Annotated in this window: 15 protein-coding genes and 1 pseudogene; 8 read left to right on the top strand and 8 right to left on the bottom strand. The window is 57.1% G+C overall.

What is annotated here, in order from left to right:
• Window positions 1–60: 60 nt before the first annotated feature.
• The 3 genes and pseudogenes from PSQ19_RS16165 to PSQ19_RS16155 all read left to right on the top strand — a co-directional run bounded on the left by PSQ19_RS16165 (window position 61) and on the right by PSQ19_RS16155 (window position 4,412).
• A complete protein-coding gene (locus tag PSQ19_RS16165; RefSeq protein ID WP_407649015.1) occupies window positions 61–2,154 on the top strand; it encodes an ABC transporter substrate-binding protein in 2,094 nt (697 codons plus the stop codon).
• A 71-nt stretch (window positions 2,155–2,225) separates the two neighbouring features.
• The gene (locus PSQ19_RS16160; protein WP_407649014.1) at window positions 2,226–3,245 is read left to right on the top strand and encodes an ABC transporter permease; all 1,020 of its coding nucleotides are present in this window, start codon (window positions 2,226–2,228) and stop codon (window positions 3,243–3,245) included.
• A gap of 41 nt (window positions 3,246–3,286) precedes the next feature.
• Window positions 3,287–4,412: pseudogene (locus PSQ19_RS16155) on the top strand (ABC transporter permease).
• 62 nt (window positions 4,413–4,474) lie between these two features.
• Here the strand turns inward: PSQ19_RS16155 and PSQ19_RS16150 are convergent.
• Window positions 4,475–4,972 carry a FadR/GntR family transcriptional regulator gene (locus PSQ19_RS16150; protein WP_282218574.1) on the bottom strand — a complete coding sequence of 166 codons (498 nt, stop codon included), beginning with the start codon at window positions 4,970–4,972 and terminating at the stop codon, window positions 4,475–4,477.
• The gene (locus tag PSQ19_RS20005) at window positions 4,962–5,207 is read right to left on the bottom strand and encodes a FadR/GntR family transcriptional regulator (RefSeq protein WP_407649013.1); all 246 of its coding nucleotides are present in this window, start codon (window positions 5,205–5,207) and stop codon (window positions 4,962–4,964) included. Before PSQ19_RS20005 ends, PSQ19_RS16150 begins: the two co-directional genes overlap by 11 nt.
• A 78-nt stretch (window positions 5,208–5,285) precedes the next feature.
• On the opposite strand from PSQ19_RS20005, the gene PSQ19_RS16145 reads away from it, so the two are divergent.
• Window positions 5,286–6,596, top strand: a complete 1,311-nt coding sequence (locus PSQ19_RS16145; protein WP_282218573.1) for a family 4 glycosyl hydrolase — start codon at window positions 5,286–5,288, stop codon at window positions 6,594–6,596.
• A 63-nt stretch (window positions 6,597–6,659) separates the two neighbouring features.
• Here PSQ19_RS16145 and PSQ19_RS16140 read toward each other — a convergent pair whose 3' ends face one another.
• Window positions 6,660–7,253: a LuxR family transcriptional regulator gene (locus PSQ19_RS16140; protein ID WP_282218572.1), complete on the bottom strand. Its 594-nt coding sequence runs from the start codon at window positions 7,251–7,253 to the stop codon at window positions 6,660–6,662.
• A 112-nt stretch (window positions 7,254–7,365) separates the two neighbouring features.
• Between PSQ19_RS16140 and PSQ19_RS16135 the strand changes: the two genes are divergently transcribed.
• From PSQ19_RS16135 to PSQ19_RS16125, 3 genes are read left to right on the top strand one after another with little or no spacing between them, the layout of a single operon-like run.
• A complete protein-coding gene (locus PSQ19_RS16135) occupies window positions 7,366–8,082 on the top strand; it encodes a CoA transferase subunit A (protein WP_282218571.1) in 717 nt (238 codons plus the stop codon).
• Window positions 8,082–8,738, top strand: coding sequence for a 3-oxoacid CoA-transferase subunit B (locus PSQ19_RS16130; RefSeq protein ID WP_282218570.1), 657 nt, complete (start codon window positions 8,082–8,084; stop codon window positions 8,736–8,738). The genes PSQ19_RS16135 and PSQ19_RS16130 overlap by 1 nt, the downstream gene beginning before the upstream one ends.
• On the top strand, window positions 8,735–9,910 hold the full coding sequence (locus tag PSQ19_RS16125; RefSeq protein WP_282218569.1) for an acetyl-CoA C-acetyltransferase: 1,176 nt from the start codon (window positions 8,735–8,737) through the stop codon (window positions 9,908–9,910). Before PSQ19_RS16130 ends, PSQ19_RS16125 begins: the two co-directional genes overlap by 4 nt.
• Before the next feature lie 46 nt (window positions 9,911–9,956).
• Here PSQ19_RS16125 and PSQ19_RS16120 read toward each other — a convergent pair whose 3' ends face one another.
• From PSQ19_RS16120 to PSQ19_RS16105, 4 genes are all read right to left on the bottom strand, one after another.
• Window positions 9,957–10,373 (bottom strand): curlin, encoded by a 417-nt coding sequence (locus PSQ19_RS16120; protein WP_282218568.1) that lies wholly within the window; start codon window positions 10,371–10,373, stop codon window positions 9,957–9,959.
• A 183-nt stretch (window positions 10,374–10,556) separates the two neighbouring features.
• Window positions 10,557–10,949 (bottom strand): curli-like amyloid fiber formation chaperone CsgH, encoded by a 393-nt coding sequence (csgH, locus tag PSQ19_RS16115; protein WP_282218567.1) that lies wholly within the window; start codon window positions 10,947–10,949, stop codon window positions 10,557–10,559.
• An 83-nt stretch (window positions 10,950–11,032) separates the two neighbouring features.
• Complete coding sequence (locus tag PSQ19_RS16110; protein ID WP_282218566.1) at window positions 11,033–11,467, bottom strand: curlin; 435 nt, start codon at window positions 11,465–11,467, stop codon at window positions 11,033–11,035.
• A 140-nt stretch (window positions 11,468–11,607) separates the two neighbouring features.
• Window positions 11,608–12,042 carry a MerR family transcriptional regulator gene (locus tag PSQ19_RS16105; RefSeq protein WP_282218565.1) on the bottom strand — a complete coding sequence of 145 codons (435 nt, stop codon included), beginning with the start codon at window positions 12,040–12,042 and terminating at the stop codon, window positions 11,608–11,610.
• Window positions 12,043–12,109: 67 nt separating this feature from the next.
• On the opposite strand from PSQ19_RS16105, the gene PSQ19_RS16100 reads away from it, so the two are divergent.
• Window positions 12,110–14,308: a heavy metal translocating P-type ATPase gene (locus PSQ19_RS16100; protein WP_282218564.1), complete on the top strand. Its 2,199-nt coding sequence runs from the start codon at window positions 12,110–12,112 to the stop codon at window positions 14,306–14,308.
• A 20-nt stretch (window positions 14,309–14,328) separates the two neighbouring features.
• On the opposite strand, the gene PSQ19_RS16095 is transcribed toward PSQ19_RS16100, so the two are convergent.
• Complete coding sequence (locus PSQ19_RS16095) at window positions 14,329–15,672, bottom strand: Nramp family divalent metal transporter (protein WP_282220722.1); 1,344 nt, start codon at window positions 15,670–15,672, stop codon at window positions 14,329–14,331.
• Window positions 15,673–15,920: the final 248 nt, after the last annotated feature.

Genomic DNA, 15,920 nt, shown 5'->3' with positions numbered 1-15,920 from the left:
TGACCTATTTATCCCATTAATGCAAGTTAAGGAATTGGAAATTTTGGGAGGGAAGGCGAAATGTCCAGCGATAGGCTACGAATTGCGATTGTAGGCTTGATGTGTGGCGTGTGCACCAGTGCGCTCGCGCAAACCGTGCCGGCACCTACTACACCACCAGATCCACCCCGCTTCGACGCACAGGCCTTTCCAAATTTTCTGGGTGCCAAAGACCTGTACGACTATGAAGCCTTGCCTGAGTACCATGAACCGGATTTTGTCGCCGCGATGGTCGCCAAGGGTGAGTTACCACCAGTCAAGGACCGGTTACCCAATGAGCCCCTAGTATTCAAAACCGCTGCCATGCCAGACGGCATTGGCGTCTATGGCGATGTCATGCGGCATGTTGTGGGCGCGCGCCCGGAGGGATGGAACTTTCAGGCTGGCCAGTCGCAAGGCTGGGGCGGCATCGACATCGGCATGTTCGAATGTCTGACTCGTACGGGCCCGCTGTTTCAGGTGCGTGCCGAGGAACTTGAGCCACTGCCCAATCTGGCACAAAGCTGGGAGTGGTCCGACGACGGACTGCAACTCACAATGCACTTGATTGAAGGCGCCAAATGGTCCGACGGCGCACCATTCAATGCCGACGACGTCATGTTTTACTGGGAAGACAATATTCTTGATCCCAACCTGACGCCCGTAACTGGTACGACCCAGGAAACTTTTGGCGCTGGCACTACCCTGGAAAAAGTTGACGACAACACGGTGCTTTGGACGTTCAAGACACCGTTTCCCAAGCAAGTGCTGTATCAGATGGCCTATGGCGACTTTTGTCCGGGTCCGGCCCATCTGCTGAAGCCGGAGCATCCGAAATATAACCCGGACAACACCTATGAGGACTTCAAGAACGCCTTTCCACCCGAATATATGAACTACCCGGTAATGGGCGCATGGGTGCCGGTCGAATATCGGCCCGACGATATCATCGTCATGCGGCGCAATCCCTATTATTGGAAGGTAGACGAGGCCGGCAATCAACTGCCCTACTTCTCGGAAATTCACTACAAGCTATCGACATGGGCGGATCGTGACGTGCAGGCCATCGCAGGCACTGCCGATATTTCCAATCTCGAGCAGCCTGAAAACTTCGTTGAAGTTCTCAAACGCGCCGCCGAACCGGATGCGCCGGCGACCGTCACATTTGGTGCGCGAACCATTGGTTATTCGCTTTATCCGAACCTATCGGCAAATGGCTGGGGACAGCCCGATGATCGCGCTCAGGCGGTTCGTGAATTGAACCGGAACATTGATTTCCGCAAAGCGATTTCATACGGGCTCAACCGCGAAGCCATTGGCGACTCATTGGTGAAAGGGCCGTTCACGGCCATTTATCCTGGCGGTCTCTATGCTGGAACAACCTATTATGATGCCGCTTCAACGGTTTACTATCCATATTCTGCTGAAGGTGCCAAAACGCTCCTTGAGCAAGCCGGGCTAATTGATACGGATGGCAACGGGTTTGTAAACTTCCCTGCCGACGCCGAAGGCGTGGGTGGACAGGACGTCCAGATCACCTTGCTCGCCAACACCGACTTTGCAACAGATCGCAGCCTCGCCGACGCGGTGATTGCTCAGATGGAGCAGATTGGCATTAAGATCATTGGCCGCTATATGGCCGACAATCAATTGCAGGCGGCAAGGAACGCCGGTGACTTTGACTGGGTGATCAACCGCAATGGCTCATCTCTGGTGTCGGTTGTGCAAAATACTGCCGAACTTGCCCCAACAGGCCCAAGGGTTGCCCTGCAACACAGGGTTGGCACAGACGATGAGCTTGACCTTTTGCCATTCGAGCAGGAATTGGCGGATGTGGTGGACGGCTTCATCGCGACCAATGATCCAATCGAGCGGATCGCTCTGATGAAGACATATCAGCAGCTCTATACCGAAAACCTCTATGCAATCGGCCTTACCCAATATTCGGGTGGCCACATCCTGAACAAGAGGTTTTCCAACGTGGCTGCGGGCCTGCCAATCTTCCTGTTCAACTGGGACGTGGACAGCATTTTCCGCGAGCGGATGTATGTGGCTGCGGACAAGCAGCAGGACTACGAGTTGTTCCCCGACACCCTGCCGGGCGCGCCGGGATCGGATGGACCGGTCGGACTATAACAGTTACTCCCAAGAGGCGGGCGGGTGGCGATTGCCATCCGCCCAACCAGCTTACTAAGGCTCGGGCAAAAATGCTGCAAATTCTGAAATTTTTGATCCTGAGAACCGCGTCGTCAATCCCCGTTCTGTTGGCGCTCAGCTTTGTCACCTTCGCTATCATAGAAGCCCCACCGGGAGACTACGCAGACTATATACAGGCTACGCTTATCAATCAGGGTGGGGCGTCAGTCGAGCAGGCAGCGCATCAGGCTGAGGTATATCGAGAAACCCATGGGCTAAACCAGCCGCTTCCCGTTCGGTATCTGTTTTGGATTACCGGGATCGTGACGCGGTTTGACTTCGGCCATTCGCTTTACTTTAACCGGCCGGTGGCCGACCTGATTTCGAGCCGATTGCCGCCCACCATCGCCATAGCATTGGTTTCGCACCTGCTCGCAAGTGCAATCGGTATCGGGCTTGGTATCCTCGCGGCCACCCGACCCTATTCATGGGTCGATACGGTTGCGAGTGCCATCGCATTTATCGGCATGACCGTACCCCGGTTCCTTTTGGCGCTGGTTGTTGTTTATCTGCTAGCGTTTCATTTCCATTCCCAGGAAATCGGCAGCTTCTTTTCGCCCCGATATGGCGGCGCGCCCTGGAGTTGGGACAAGTTCGTTGATTTGGTCAAGCACATCTGGCCGATCGTCATGATCGCCACGTTTGGCGGTCTTGCCTACAATATGCGAGTAATGCGGGGAAACCTGCTCGATGTGCTCAATTCGCAATATGTCGAGACGGCGCGCGCCAAGGGCCTTTCTGAAGGCGCCGTGGTGATGCGGCACGCTGTGCCGAACGCCCTTCATCCACTGGTCGCCTACCAGGGGATCGTTCTACCCTACATGCTTACCGGCGAAATCGAAGCCGCCATCATTTTTGGTCTTGCCACTGTAGGGCCGGCAATCGTCGGCTCCATGTCGGTTGGCGATGTGTATGTGACCGCGAGTTTCATGCTGGTTCTGGCGGCAACGCTGATGGTCGGCAACATTATTTCCGACTTGTTGCTGGTGGCACTCGACCCAAGGATTCGTTTGGGGGGCGGTGCGTCATGACAGACAAATTGGACGCTACGCCTCACGAGCGAGACGACGACATACGAGAGCCAGATGCGCCTGAATCAGCACAAGACACACGCTCCGGTGCGCGCAACGACGAGACCTATGCCAAGCTGGTCTGGCGGCGCTTTCGCCGATCACCGATGGGCATGGCGGGATTGATACTGGTCTCACTGCTTTTGATCGTTTCGGTGTTTGCAGATTTCTTCGCAATCGTAGACCCGAAGGCGACCAATCTGCCGTTCGCCCCTCCCGACACAATAAGTCTTGAAAACCCACAAGGCCAAGTCGGCATTATTCCCTATGTCTATCCCATCGGAGAAACCGGTGAATTCGACAGTGTTACGTTCCAACCGCTGACGGGCCCGATCAAGGACAACCCCACCCCTACCGGATTGTTTGTCCAAGGATATTCCTACACCTTGTTCTGGGTGGTGTCTGGAAATGTGCACTTGTTCGGTTCAACCGACGGCCGACCGTTGCATCTGCTGGGCACTGACAAATTTGGCCGGGATATTCTGTCGCGTGGCATATTGGGGTCACGAACGAGTTTGATGATCGCGCTGATTGTAGTGAGTTTGACGACAATTGTGGGCACCCTGGTCGGGATAACGTCGGGTTATATTGGTGGTCCGGTTGATAGCTGGCTGCAGCGACTTGTGGACTTTGTCCTGGCATTTCCACAGTTGCCGCTCTATTTGGCGCTGACCAGCCTGATTCCGGTTACCGCGCCGTCCAACATATTTCTGGCCTTTGTTATCGGCGTGATGGCGGTATTGGGATGGGCGCAACTGAGCCGGGAAGTGCGCTCCAAAACGCTGGCACTGGCTCGCATCGAATATGTGCGTGCAGCGGTTGCAGTCGGCTCATCCGATGGTCGTATCATTGTTAAACACATTTTGCCAAACGTGCTGAGTCACGTGATTGTATCGGTAACGTTGGCAGTCCCCACCGTGGTATTGCTGGAGAGGCTTTCTCGGCTTTCTTGGATTTGCCGTGAAACCACCCATGATTTCATGGGGCCTCATGCTCCAGGACACCCGAACATTCTCGGTCATCGGGTCGTATCCGTGGATATTGTCGCCGGTGCTGTTTGTGCTGATAACCGTTTTTGCGTTCAACGCGCTGGGCGATGGATTGCGCGACGCCATTGACCCTTACTAAGTTCTGGCCCTCACCCACATAGCCCCACTTCGCCGGCGTTGTTCATCAGGCCGGCCAGGGGTTCAGACAGCTGAATATTGCTGCTCTTCGACCACCGCCTTGCGGGATAGTGCTGCCATGACGTGCGAACTGGTGATGGAAATCAGCTTTTCCATCGATTCCCTCGCCACATCGGGCTGCTTGTCCGATATTGCCTCGAGTATTTTGCGATGAATGTCGATAGTGTCCACGGCGCTGTTGTCGATGGCCAACGTAACCCTGCGGCTGGCAATAAGCGCCGCATCAAGCGCCGATCCCAATTGAAGCAGCAATTCGTTTCCGGCCGCCTCGAGTATGGTTGCATGAAATTCCATATCAGCCGAGGTGTAGCTATTGGCGCTTTTCGCAATCGCCATGCGCTCCAGGGCATCGGACATGCGTACCAACTGCTCGGGAACAGCAAATTTCGCGGCGCGCGCTGCCGCGGCAGGCTCGATAATCATTCGCACGTCACATAGACTTAATATGAAGGAGACGTCCTGGTCGACCGCCAGTCGCCATTTTACAACTTCAGGATCCAACAAGGCTCCAAGCTGCACGTGGGCTTACCTTTGAACCGCGCTTGGTGCGCGTTTCTAGCAGGCCTTTGGAGCCCAGTACTTTTATCGCTTCGCGTATTGTGTTGCGGCCGACCCCCAGCTTGATGCTCAGTTCCGCTTCGGTCGGTAATATTGCGTCCGGCTGCATCTCACCTGACAAGATCCATCCGGCGATCGTTTCGGTAACTCTTGAACGCAATCCCGATGAGTTGTTCACCGTTCACCTCTTGACCTATTTATCCCATAAATGCTAATTTAGCACACCTGATGCGGTTTTATCCAGCGGGAGACGTCGGTGTCGAGCACAAATAACCTGTCCATTGCAATTGTTGGCAGTGGAAGCAGATTCGCACTTAGTCTTGTCCGGGCCGTTTTTCAGTCGTCCAACGCCGAAAATATCCATTTCAGGCTGATGGATATTGATAGCGCCGCATCGACGCGGCTCGAGGAACTGATTGTAGCACTCAACAAGCGGTGTGGGAAAAACCACTCTGTCTCGATACATTCGATGGCACGAGAGGCGGTTCAGGGTGCCGACCATGTTCTGTGCGCCTTTGCGGTAGATTTTCCCGCATCGTTCCTGAGAACATGCTGGGTGCTCAAGGATCATGGGATCGACTTTGTCGAAGGCGAAACAGCAACGCCTGGAGCGCTTATGGCGTTGATGCGCCATTTACCGCCATTGTTGGATATTGCGAGGGCTGCCCAGGACAGCAACTCCGAGGTCTGGGTTCACGTCATCAACAATCCCATGCCGCGCCTTGTGATGGCACTGGATTCTGCGCTCAATTTCCGGCGTGTCGTCGGTCACTGCCATGGCACCCTCCATCTCAAGGACAGCATGGCCGGCCTGCTGAAATTACCGACGGCGGAACTGGATATTCATGTGGCCGGCATCAATCATTTTCACATTGTGCAAAAACTGCTGCACAAGCCCACCAACACTGACCTGCTCAACCATATCAAGACAAACATTTCCGATTCGGAAAGGGAAGAGTGGAGTAGCACCGACTTCACCCAGTACAAAATGTTTGAAGAGCTGGGCGAAGTGATCGGTCACGGCATCTGGCACAATTATGACTATTTGCCTTATGCCAACGGTCGAATGTGGAAGCACAGCCATTTCAACACCTGGCCACGGGACGCCACCGGCGTACTCGCGGTGCGCCAGGCCAGCGCGGGCAAACCGACGCCGGCGACTGATCCGGCCCACTTTATTGCAGACGAGGAACAAGAACAGATTTTTGATATTATTCTGGCACTCAGCGGCAAATCCGAGCCGTACCATTATCTGTCCGGGAACACGCGAAACGAAGGTCGGTTGCCGTTCCTGCCTGACGACGCCATTGTCGAATTACCCGCGTGGGTCTCGGATAAGGGCATTGCGCTAACCTCGCCGATTGCCGAGGTGCCGTTGTTTTTTCAACAATGGTTGTCGACGCAGGTGGCCATCCACAAGCTTAGCGTTGAGGGGGCATTGGGCAGTCGGCGAGCAGCCATTGAATCTATTGCCCTGGATCCTTCATTCAGAAGCTCAAACTGCTCGCCTGGCACTTTGCTGGACGACATGATTGAGGTGAATGCCGGGCTGGTGCCTGCTTTATAGCGCATTGCAGTGGTTAATGGCCCTGATGTCCCTTTAACGACAATCCGACTTCCATACTGAAACTCATGTCTCGTGGTTCAACGAAAACCATGCGGTCAGTTCGGCGCTGTTGCGTACGCCGATCGTCCGGATGAGCCGGGCGCGGTGCGCTTCGATGGTGCGCCGCGACAGATCCAGTTCGGTGGCGATGGCAGCATTGGTCTTGCCTTGGGCAACCAAGGTCAGTATCTGACGCTGGCGGCCGGTCAGGGTCATGCTGGCGGCACTGACCGGCCGGGTCATCGGTTCAAAGCAGTAGAGTGCTTCAGCAAATGGATCAGCAAGATTTTGGCTGCGGCCGTTGACGCGACACCAGAAGCGCTGCCCCCCGGCACCACTCATGATGCGTTCGTCATAATATACCTGCCCACCCGGTAAATGGTGACGCCACATCTCACCAGTACGTACGAAGTCGGCGATCTCGGGGTAAAGTCGGGAAAAACTCTGATCCAGCAGATCCTGACGCTCAAGACCGAACAAGGATGCAAACTCGATATTGCAGTCTCGAATAATGCGGTGGGTCGCATAGACCATTGGGACAGGAATGTCTGCCAGGGCAAACTGGTACTGGGAGGCCGGTCGCGGAATGGGGCTGTGTGCGAGTATAGATTGAGCCATAGGGTATAAATACTACTAACTTCCTAGATCAAACAAGGCATAGCGTGGACAAAACTGCCGCTGAATGCGGACTGAATTTGCGCGTGGCTGGCGATGCCAGGGAGGTCAGACTTTGCAAAAGATATATACGAGCGCCGAAGAGGCGCTAGCTGGATTGCTGTCAGATGGCATGGTGGTAATGTCGGGCGGCTTTGGCCTGTGTGGCATTCCCGAAGCCCTGATCGAGGCCATCAAAAGCTCGGGCGCCAAGAATTTGACTGTCATTTCCAATAATGCCGGGGTCGATGGTGTCGGGCTCGGACGGCTGTTGGAAACGCGGCAGATCAAAAAAATGATCTCGTCCTATGTTGGCGAGAACAAGCTGTTTGCCGAACAATATCTGTCTGGCGATCTGGAACTGGAATTCAATCCACAGGGCACACTGGCCGAACGCATCCGCGCTGGCGGCGCTGGCATACCGGCGTTTTTTACCAAGACAGGAGTGGGCACGTTGATTGCCGAGGGCAAGGAAGTGCGCGAGTTCGATGGTGAGAAATTTGTCATGGAACGGGGCCTGGTGGCCGACGTGGCGCTGGTTCATGCCTGGAAGGGTGACCATGAAGGCAATCTCGTCTATCGCAAGACGGCACGCAATTTTAACCCGATGATGGCCACCGCTGGCACCGTAACAATCGCCGAAGTCGAGCATCTGGTGCCAACCGGCACGCTGGAGCCGGATCAGATCCACACGCCTGGCATTTTTGTTTCGCGCATTGTTGAAATTGCCAATCCAACCAAACATATCGAGCAGCGCACCGTGCGGGCGCGGCAATCGGCGGAGGCGAAATAATGACCTGGACACGCGAACAGATGGCGGCCCGCGCCGCCCAGGAACTGCAGGACGGCTTTTACGTCAATCTGGGCATCGGCATTCCAACGCTTGTGGCCAATTTCATCCCTGATGGCATGGACGTGCGGTTGCAAAGCGAGAACGGCATGATGGGAATGGGGCCGTTCCCGTTTGAGGGGGAAGAAGATGCGGACCTGATCAATGCTGGCAAGCAGACGGTCACGGAGTTGGACATGACCAGCTTTTTTTCCAGCGCCGACAGCTTTGGCATGATCCGGGGCGGACATATCGACCTGTCGATCCTCGGGGCGATGCAAGTGGCGGAAAATGGCGATTTGGCCAACTGGATGATTCCAGGCAAAATGGTCAAGGGCATGGGTGGCGCCATGGATCTTGTGGCTGGGGTAAAGCGCGTCGTTGTGGTGATGGAGCATGAGGCCAAAGGCGCGCCCAAACTTCTCAAGACCTGCACCCTGCCCCTGACCGGACAGCGCGTTGCCGATCTGGTGATTACCGATCTTGGCGTTTTCACGGTGGAACGTCGCGAGGCACCAAAAATGGTTTTGATCGAGTGTGCCGAAGGGGTTGGCGTAGACGAAATCACCGCCAAGACCGAGGCGCATTTTGAGATTGCTCTGGACCGGGAAAAGCCATGAGCGACATTGTCATTGTCAGTGCGGCGCGGACGCCCGTCGGTTCGTTCATGGGCAGCCTATCTACCATTTCGGCCGTATCGCTGGGCAGCACCGCCATCCGGGTGGCAATGGAACGCGCCGGGGTAAATGGCACCGAAATCGACGAAACCATCATGGGCCAAGTGTTAGCGGCAGGCCTGGGACAGAACCCGGCACGGCAGGCCGCCATTGGCGCGGGTATCGATCAAGCTGCAACCGCCTGGGGCGTCAATCAGGTCTGTGGCTCGGGTTTGCGAGCGGTGGCGCTGGGGATGCAACAAATTGCCATGGGTGACGCAAAGATCATTGTTGCAGGCGGCCAGGAATCCATGTCGCTGGCACCGCACTGTCAGCAGTTGCGGGCACCGGTAAAAATGGGGCCGGTTACTCTGGTCGACACGATGATGGTCGACGGACTGGTCGATGCCTTTGGTGGTTACCATATGGGCATCACCGCCGAAAACGTCGCCCGTCAGTTCGGCATTGATCGTGACACGCAGGACAGTTTTGCGCTGGCGTCCCAGCAAAAGGCTGCGGCAGCGCAACAGGCCGGTCATTTCAATCGGGAAATCACCCCTGTCACGGTCAAAACTCGCAAGGGCGATCTGGTCGTGGACAAGGACGAATATATCCGAGCCGATGCGACGCTCGAGGCGTTGGAGCGCCTGCGCCCGGCGTTCGACAAGGATGGTACCGTAACCGCAGGCAATGCGTCGGGCATTAATGACGGGGCGGCGGCGCTGGTTTTGATGCATGCCGAGGAGGCGGCGCGGCGTAATCTGACACCGATGGCGCGCATTGCCTCATGGGCTACGGCGGGCGTTGACCCTTCGATCATGGGAACCGGACCGATCCCCGCCTCAACCAAGGCTTTGGCAAAGGCGGGATGGCGCGCCGACGATCTCGATTTGATCGAGGCCAACGAGGCTTTCGCAGCGCAGGCCTGTGCGGTCAATCAGGCAATGGACTGGGATATGGACAAGGTCAATGTCAATGGGGGGGCCATCGCAATCGGCCATCCGATTGGCGCGTCGGGCGCGCGGGTGTTGGTAACTTTGCTGCATGAAATGGCGCGACGTGATGCCGCCAAGGGTCTGGCGACGCTATGCATTGGCGGCGGCATGGGCGTTGCGCTCTGCGTTGAGCGGGGATGAAGCGAGCGGGGCCAGTTGGCCCCGCGCGGTGCAAGCATTGGAAACTCTAGAAACCGAACACCGTAGTGAGGCTGGTCTGGTTGTCGCCGGTCTGGGCGCACTGGGCATTGGTATTTTCACCAAACTGAAACAAGCCGCAGCTGTTGTTGTTGCCATTCTGGTTGATGGTGCCGGTGTGACCGTCACCTTCCTGCATGATCAAGCCATGATTGCCCGAACCATTTTGGGCAACGCCGGCGGCATTGTTGTTGCCATTCTGGCTGACATCGGCGCCCTGGCCGGAAAGGCCTTTGACGATCGAAAACATCTGCAGGCCCATGCCAAGCGCTTGTGCCTGCTCGGGGTCGCTGGGTATGAAGCTGACTGAGACCTGGCCCCCGGCTGTGGCGGGTACCGTGGTGGCGAGACCGGTCACACCGATTGTGAGGGCGACGGCGGCGGCGGTGACAATTTTCTTGATCATGATGTTTCTCCTGTTGGTCGCTTGGGTGCTGGGTTATCCAGCCGATGACAGGAGAATGCGCCTATTAGAGTGAACCCATCCGGAGCGGCATATTCATCTTTGGTTCAGCCAATTTCACAATCCGCCCGACAACGAAAAAGGGCCCCGAGATGGAGCCCTGTTCAGTGGTGTAGGCAGCGTTTTTCAGCGCAGTTGATTGGCGCTGTCGGTGCAATCAATTGTTGCCCCATTGGCCGAAACCTCGAAGTCGACATTGCTCTTGGCATTGGAGTTGAGACTGACGCGACCGAGGACGACGTCTTCGTTGGCACGGGCGGAAAAGCCACCGCCCTGATTGATATTGGAACGTCCAGATGGGCCCGAACTGATGATGCTGAGACGATAGGTTCCAGACAGATCAGTCGGCGACACCAACCGGGCTTCGAGCGCAACCGTTCCGTTGCTGGTTGTGGTTTCAAGTCCACAGCGCAGCTGGTCTGCGTTGGCGGTATCGGCCTGGCCGCTGGTGACGGCGAAGCCGAGGATGGCCAGTCCGGCAAGAGCCGGCAAGGCGAGGCGAATATTGAGTTTGGTCATTATACTATCTCCTGACTTGGATGGTCGGGCGATGAGCCGAGAGGCAAAGCCTCCCGGCCTACGATATTCACTGCAAATCCGGATCAAGGGCAAGCCTGAACAAAGGCGGAGACGTTGCCGACACCGTGCTGCTGAACATCGGCGCTACACCCGTTACCAACCTGTACGCCGGCAGCGACGTTGCCATTCCCGTCCTGGCTCAGGACCGAGGTGTGGTTGTCACCAAACTGGCCGACGCCGGCCTGGTTGAAACTACCATTCTGGTTGGTTTCGCCGTAATTGTTGAAACCGTCCTGGCCGATAGCACCAGTATTGTGATTGCCATTCTGCTGGCCAACGGCCTGGTTGAAGGCGCCGTTCTGGAAGATACCGAGTTGGTTGTCTACACCAATCTGGGCGCCGCCAGCGGCATTGCCGAAGCCGGACTGATTGAGGAATACGCTGTTAGCCATGGCCGGGGCGGCGCTGATGGCCAAGATGGCGGCGAGGGCGGTGGTGATGATGATATTGCGGGTCATTTTTCTCTCCTGATTGCGGCGGGTCCCTGTGACCTTTGTTGCCGATGTCAGGAGGAATAGCGCAGCTGGTTCGAACCGGGCCTGAACCCGAAATTCAGAATCCGTTCACCAAGCCGAATAGTGCAGGGTTGGGCAAATTGTCACGCCGGGACATGTTGATGATGGCGGCACTGGCCGTGGTCCGCCAAAATTTCGATCACCCGGCAATCTTCCACGCGACCGTGCGAACAGCCCAACACCATGCGTTCGAGTTCGGCCTTGAGCGCGCCAAGACTGGCGATACGCTGTTCGACGTCAATCAACCGGGCCTTGGCGATACTATCGGCCTGTTGGCAGGATCGCTGGGGCTGATCCTGCAAAGCCAGCAAGGTACGGATGGCGTCGACGTCGAAACCCAGTTCGCGCGCGTGGCGAATGAAGGTGAGGCGGTTGAGATCGTTGAGATCATAGACCCTGCGATTATTGGCAGTCCGCGTCGGGCGCGGCAACAGGCCGATCTGTTCGTAATATCGAATGGTGGGCACCTTGACCCCAGTGTGGCGCGCCACCTCACCAATGGCAAAATCGTTCGGCATTTCTGGCTTGCTCCTATAGTGGCTAGAGGATGTAGCGTTTGAGACAGAAATTCAAGGAGTCCGGACGATGACAGCATCACTCACCACGCGTTTTCGCATCGAAGGCATGGATTGCGCCGGTTGCGCGACCAAGGTCGATCGGGCAACGCGCCGGATTTCCGGCGTCTCCGAGGTCAGTGTTTCGGTGGTCGCGGGTATGATGACGGTCGATCACGACTTGGATACCGCGCCAGATGACATTGCAGGCAAGGTAAAAAGCCTCGGCTACACGGCAACAATAATTGGTGAGGATTCAGCGCCTCGCGAATCGGCCAGTCATCAGGAACACACGAGAGACGGGTCGACCGACGAACTCGCAGGCATGCACCGGCATGATCATGGGTCCGAGGATGGGTCATGGTGGCGAAGCGACAAGGCCCGATTGGCGGCATTGAGCGCGGTGGCCGTTGTCATTGCCTTCGTCATCGCGCAGTTGCTGCCCCAGTTTGGGCAGTGGGCATATGTTGCGGCCATGCTGGTTGGGCTGGTCCCGATCGTGCGGCGTGCCTATGGCGGCGCGATCAACGGCAGCCCGTTTTCCATTGAAACACTGATGAGCATCGCCGCGATTGGTGCGGTCTTCATCAATGCGGCGCAAGAAGCTGCAATTGTCGTGCTGTTGTTCCTGATCGGGGAGTTACTCGAAGGCGTCGCGACCGGACGCGCGCGCGCCAGCATCAAGGCGTTGGCAACATTGGTGCCCAAAGTTGCGTTACGTGAACGCGATGGCCAAACCCGCGACGTGTCAGCCGAGGCGCTGGCGCTGGATGACATCATTCTGGTTCGGCCCGGCGACCGGATTGCTGCCGACGGCGTCATCCTGTCAGGCCAAAGTGCGATCGATGAGGCCCCGGTAACCGGTGAATCTGTGCCCCGGCAAAAACAGGTGGGTGACAAGGTATTTGCCGGCACCATCAATCACGACGCTGCGCTGCGTGTGCGCGTCACAGCCGCAGCCGCCGACAACACGATTGCCCGGATCGTTGCGCTGGTTGAGCATGCCCAGGAATCCAAAGCGCCGACGGAGCGGTTCATTGATCGGTTCTCGCGCTACTACACGCCGGGCGTGATGATTGTGGCGGCGCTTATCGCCACTGTGCCGCCGCTGGTGACGGGCGCTGGATGGGACGAGTGGATTTACAAAGGCCTGGCAATCCTTCTGATCGGCTGTCCTTGCGCGCTGGTAATTTCAACACCGGCTGCCGTCGCTGCGGCACTATCGGCGGGGGCGCGACAGGGTTTGCTAATGAAAGGAGGCGCGGTGCTCGAGCAAGTGGGTTCGATTACCATGGTGGCGCTGGACAAAACCGGCACACTGACCGCCGGCAAGCCGAAAGTCACCGACATTGTCGCGGGCTCACGAAGCGCCGAGGACGTGCTGGGTCTGGCAGCGGCACTGGAAACGGGGTCAAGTCATCCGTTGGCCAAAGCCATTCTGGCTGAAGCATCCGCAAGGGGCGTTGCGCCTGCCCCAGCCTCCAATGCGCGAGCAATTGGCGGCAAGGGCGTTGTCGGCACCGTAGATGGGATCGACCTGTTCCTGGGGTCGCCCCGAGCAGCGCGAGAGAGAGTCCAACTGTCCGCTGGTCTGGACCAACAAATCAGCCAGTTCAACGACGCCGGAAAATCCGTTTCGGTACTAGTGGAAAATGACGTGGTGACCGGAATCATCGCCATGCGCGACGAACCGCGCTCCGATGCTGCCGAGGGCCTTGCCGCCATCGGTGGGTTAGGCGCAAAAACGGTCATGCTGACCGGCGACAACGCACAAACCGCCCGTGCCATCGGCGCTCAATTAGGCATCAAGGTGCGCGCCGAACTATTGCCTGAGGACAAGCAGACCATTGTCGGCGAACTTCGGGCCAGCGGCGAAATGGTTGCCAAGGTTGGCGACGGGATCAATGATGCACCAGCGCTGGCCGCCGCTGACGTTGGCATTGCGATGGGGGGCGGCACCGATGTCGCGCTTGAAACCGCCGACGCGGCGGTGCTGCACGGGCGGGTACTGGATATCGCCAACATGATGCTGCTGTCGCGGGCCACCATGGCCAATATCAAGCAGAACATTACCGTGGCGCTGGGGCTGAAGGCACTGTTTCTGGTAACGACGATTGTAGGGATTACCGGGCTATGGCCAGCCATACTGGCTGATACCGGCGCCACGGTGCTGGTAACGGCCAACGCCATGCGGCTTTTGGGCTGGCGCGGGCGCGACGCCGGGCAGTAGTTCGGGCGCCGAAGCGGTGATTATCCCAACGCCAGGAAGTCATATATCAACTTGATGTTGAGCACGGCGATGATAATGGCGATGGCAAGCGAGAAGGCAATCAGCCATTTTGGCGCGACCATTGCGCCCATCTTTTTCTTGTCAGCGGTAAACATGACCAGCGGGAACACCGCGAAGGACAGTTGCAGGCTCAGTACGACCTGGCTCAAAATCAGCAATTGAGCCGTCCCGGACTGACCGTACCAGATGGTAACCCCGGCTGCGGGCACGATTGCGATGGCCCGAGTGATCAGGCGCCGAAGCCACGGCGCGAGTTTGATGTCGAGAAACCCTTCCATGACGATCTGCCCGGCCAGGGTTGCCGTGACCGTCGAGTTGATGCCGCACGCCAACAACGCTACGCCAAAGAGCGTGGGCGCAATCGCCAACCCAAGGGCCGGGGCCAGCAGGGAATGGACCTGCTCAAGCTCAGCAATGTCGGTTTGTCCCGCAACGTGGAATGTTGCCGCCGCAAGGATCAAGATCGAGGCATTGATGCATAGGGCCAACATCAGCGCCACCGTTGAATCGATGGTGGCAAATTTCAAGGCTTCGCGTTTTTCGGGCAAGCTGTTGCCATAGTCGCGGGTCTGCACAATGCCCGAATGCAGATAAAGATTGTGTGGCATGACGGTGGCACCAAGAATACCGAGCGCCAGATAGAGCATTTCGGGATTACTGACGATTTCCGTGGTCGGTGCAAAGCCGCGGATTACATCACCCCAGTTGGGGTCAGCCAACGCAATCTGGACGAAAAAACAGGCTGCAGTGACGCCCAGCAATCCGACAACCAGCGCCTCGACCCAGCGGAAACCCAGTTTTTGCAGGTAGAGGATCAGGAAGACATCGAGCGCGGTGATCAATACACCAATTTCAAGCGGTATGCCAAAAAGCAGGTTAAGGCCGATGGCGGTGCCAATCACCTCGGCAATATCGGTGGCGATGATGGCGATTTCAGCAAGAAACCACAGCACATAGGCTACCGGCTTGGGAAAGGCGTCACGACAGGCCTGGGCCAGATCACGACCCGAAGCGATGGCAAGGCGCGCGCAAAGCGCCTGCAATACGATGGCCATGATATTGGAGATCAGTGCAACGGTCAGCAGCGTATAGCCGAATTTGGAGCCACCGGCGAGCGATGTCGCCCAATTGCCGGGGTCCATATAGCCAACGGCGACAAGATAGCCCGGCCCGATAAAGGCCACGGCGCGGCGCCATTTGGATGCCATGCCCTTGACCGGGATCGACCGGTTGACATCTGAGAGCGACGACTCGCCGCCGCCGCGGCTCCAGCCGGTGAATGTTTTTGGCGCCCGTTCGTCCATTCGAATAGTGTCCTTACTCTGCATTTGCAAATCATTTGCAACTAAACGCGATGGCTGTCAAGTCGTCGCTAAGGCTTGGCGTCCATTAGCGCCGGCCATTAGGACTAAAACGCACTGATACGGCCGATCCGTGTGATCTTGATTTGGGGTCAATGCCGGAACTAATGTTGCACTGACAAAGCGACGCGTGCCAAATGGCCATGGTTTCGCGGATGGCTCAAGAGCGTATGTGTGAGCCATACAGCAGA

Origin of the sequence: Devosia algicola, from assembly GCF_028816455.1 — a bacterium.
Lineage (GTDB): Bacteria > Pseudomonadota > Alphaproteobacteria > Rhizobiales > Devosiaceae > Devosia > Devosia algicola.
This window is presented reverse-complemented; position numbering and strand designations above follow the sequence as displayed.

Coding starts and splice junctions, on each gene's coding strand:
- PSQ19_RS16165 (WP_407649015.1), top strand. CDS start 61: ATGTCCAGCGATAGGCTACGAATTGCGATTGTAGGCTTGATGTGTGGC.
- PSQ19_RS16160 (WP_407649014.1), top strand. CDS start 2,226: ATGCTGCAAATTCTGAAATTTTTGATCCTGAGAACCGCGTCGTCAATC.
- PSQ19_RS16140 (WP_282218572.1), bottom strand. CDS start 7,253: ATGGCTCAATCTATACTCGCACACAGCCCCATTCCGCGACCGGCCTCC.
- PSQ19_RS16130 (WP_282218570.1), top strand. CDS start 8,082: ATGACCTGGACACGCGAACAGATGGCGGCCCGCGCCGCCCAGGAACTG.
- PSQ19_RS16125 (WP_282218569.1), top strand. CDS start 8,735: ATGAGCGACATTGTCATTGTCAGTGCGGCGCGGACGCCCGTCGGTTCG.
- PSQ19_RS16120 (WP_282218568.1), bottom strand. CDS start 10,373: ATGATCAAGAAAATTGTCACCGCCGCCGCCGTCGCCCTCACAATCGGT.
- csgH (WP_282218567.1), bottom strand. CDS start 10,949: ATGACCAAACTCAATATTCGCCTCGCCTTGCCGGCTCTTGCCGGACTG.
- PSQ19_RS16110 (WP_282218566.1), bottom strand. CDS start 11,467: ATGACCCGCAATATCATCATCACCACCGCCCTCGCCGCCATCTTGGCC.
- PSQ19_RS16105 (WP_282218565.1), bottom strand. CDS start 12,042: ATGCCGAACGATTTTGCCATTGGTGAGGTGGCGCGCCACACTGGGGTC.
- PSQ19_RS16100 (WP_282218564.1), top strand. CDS start 12,110: ATGACAGCATCACTCACCACGCGTTTTCGCATCGAAGGCATGGATTGC.
- PSQ19_RS16095 (WP_282220722.1), bottom strand. CDS start 15,672: ATGGACGAACGGGCGCCAAAAACATTCACCGGCTGGAGCCGCGGCGGC.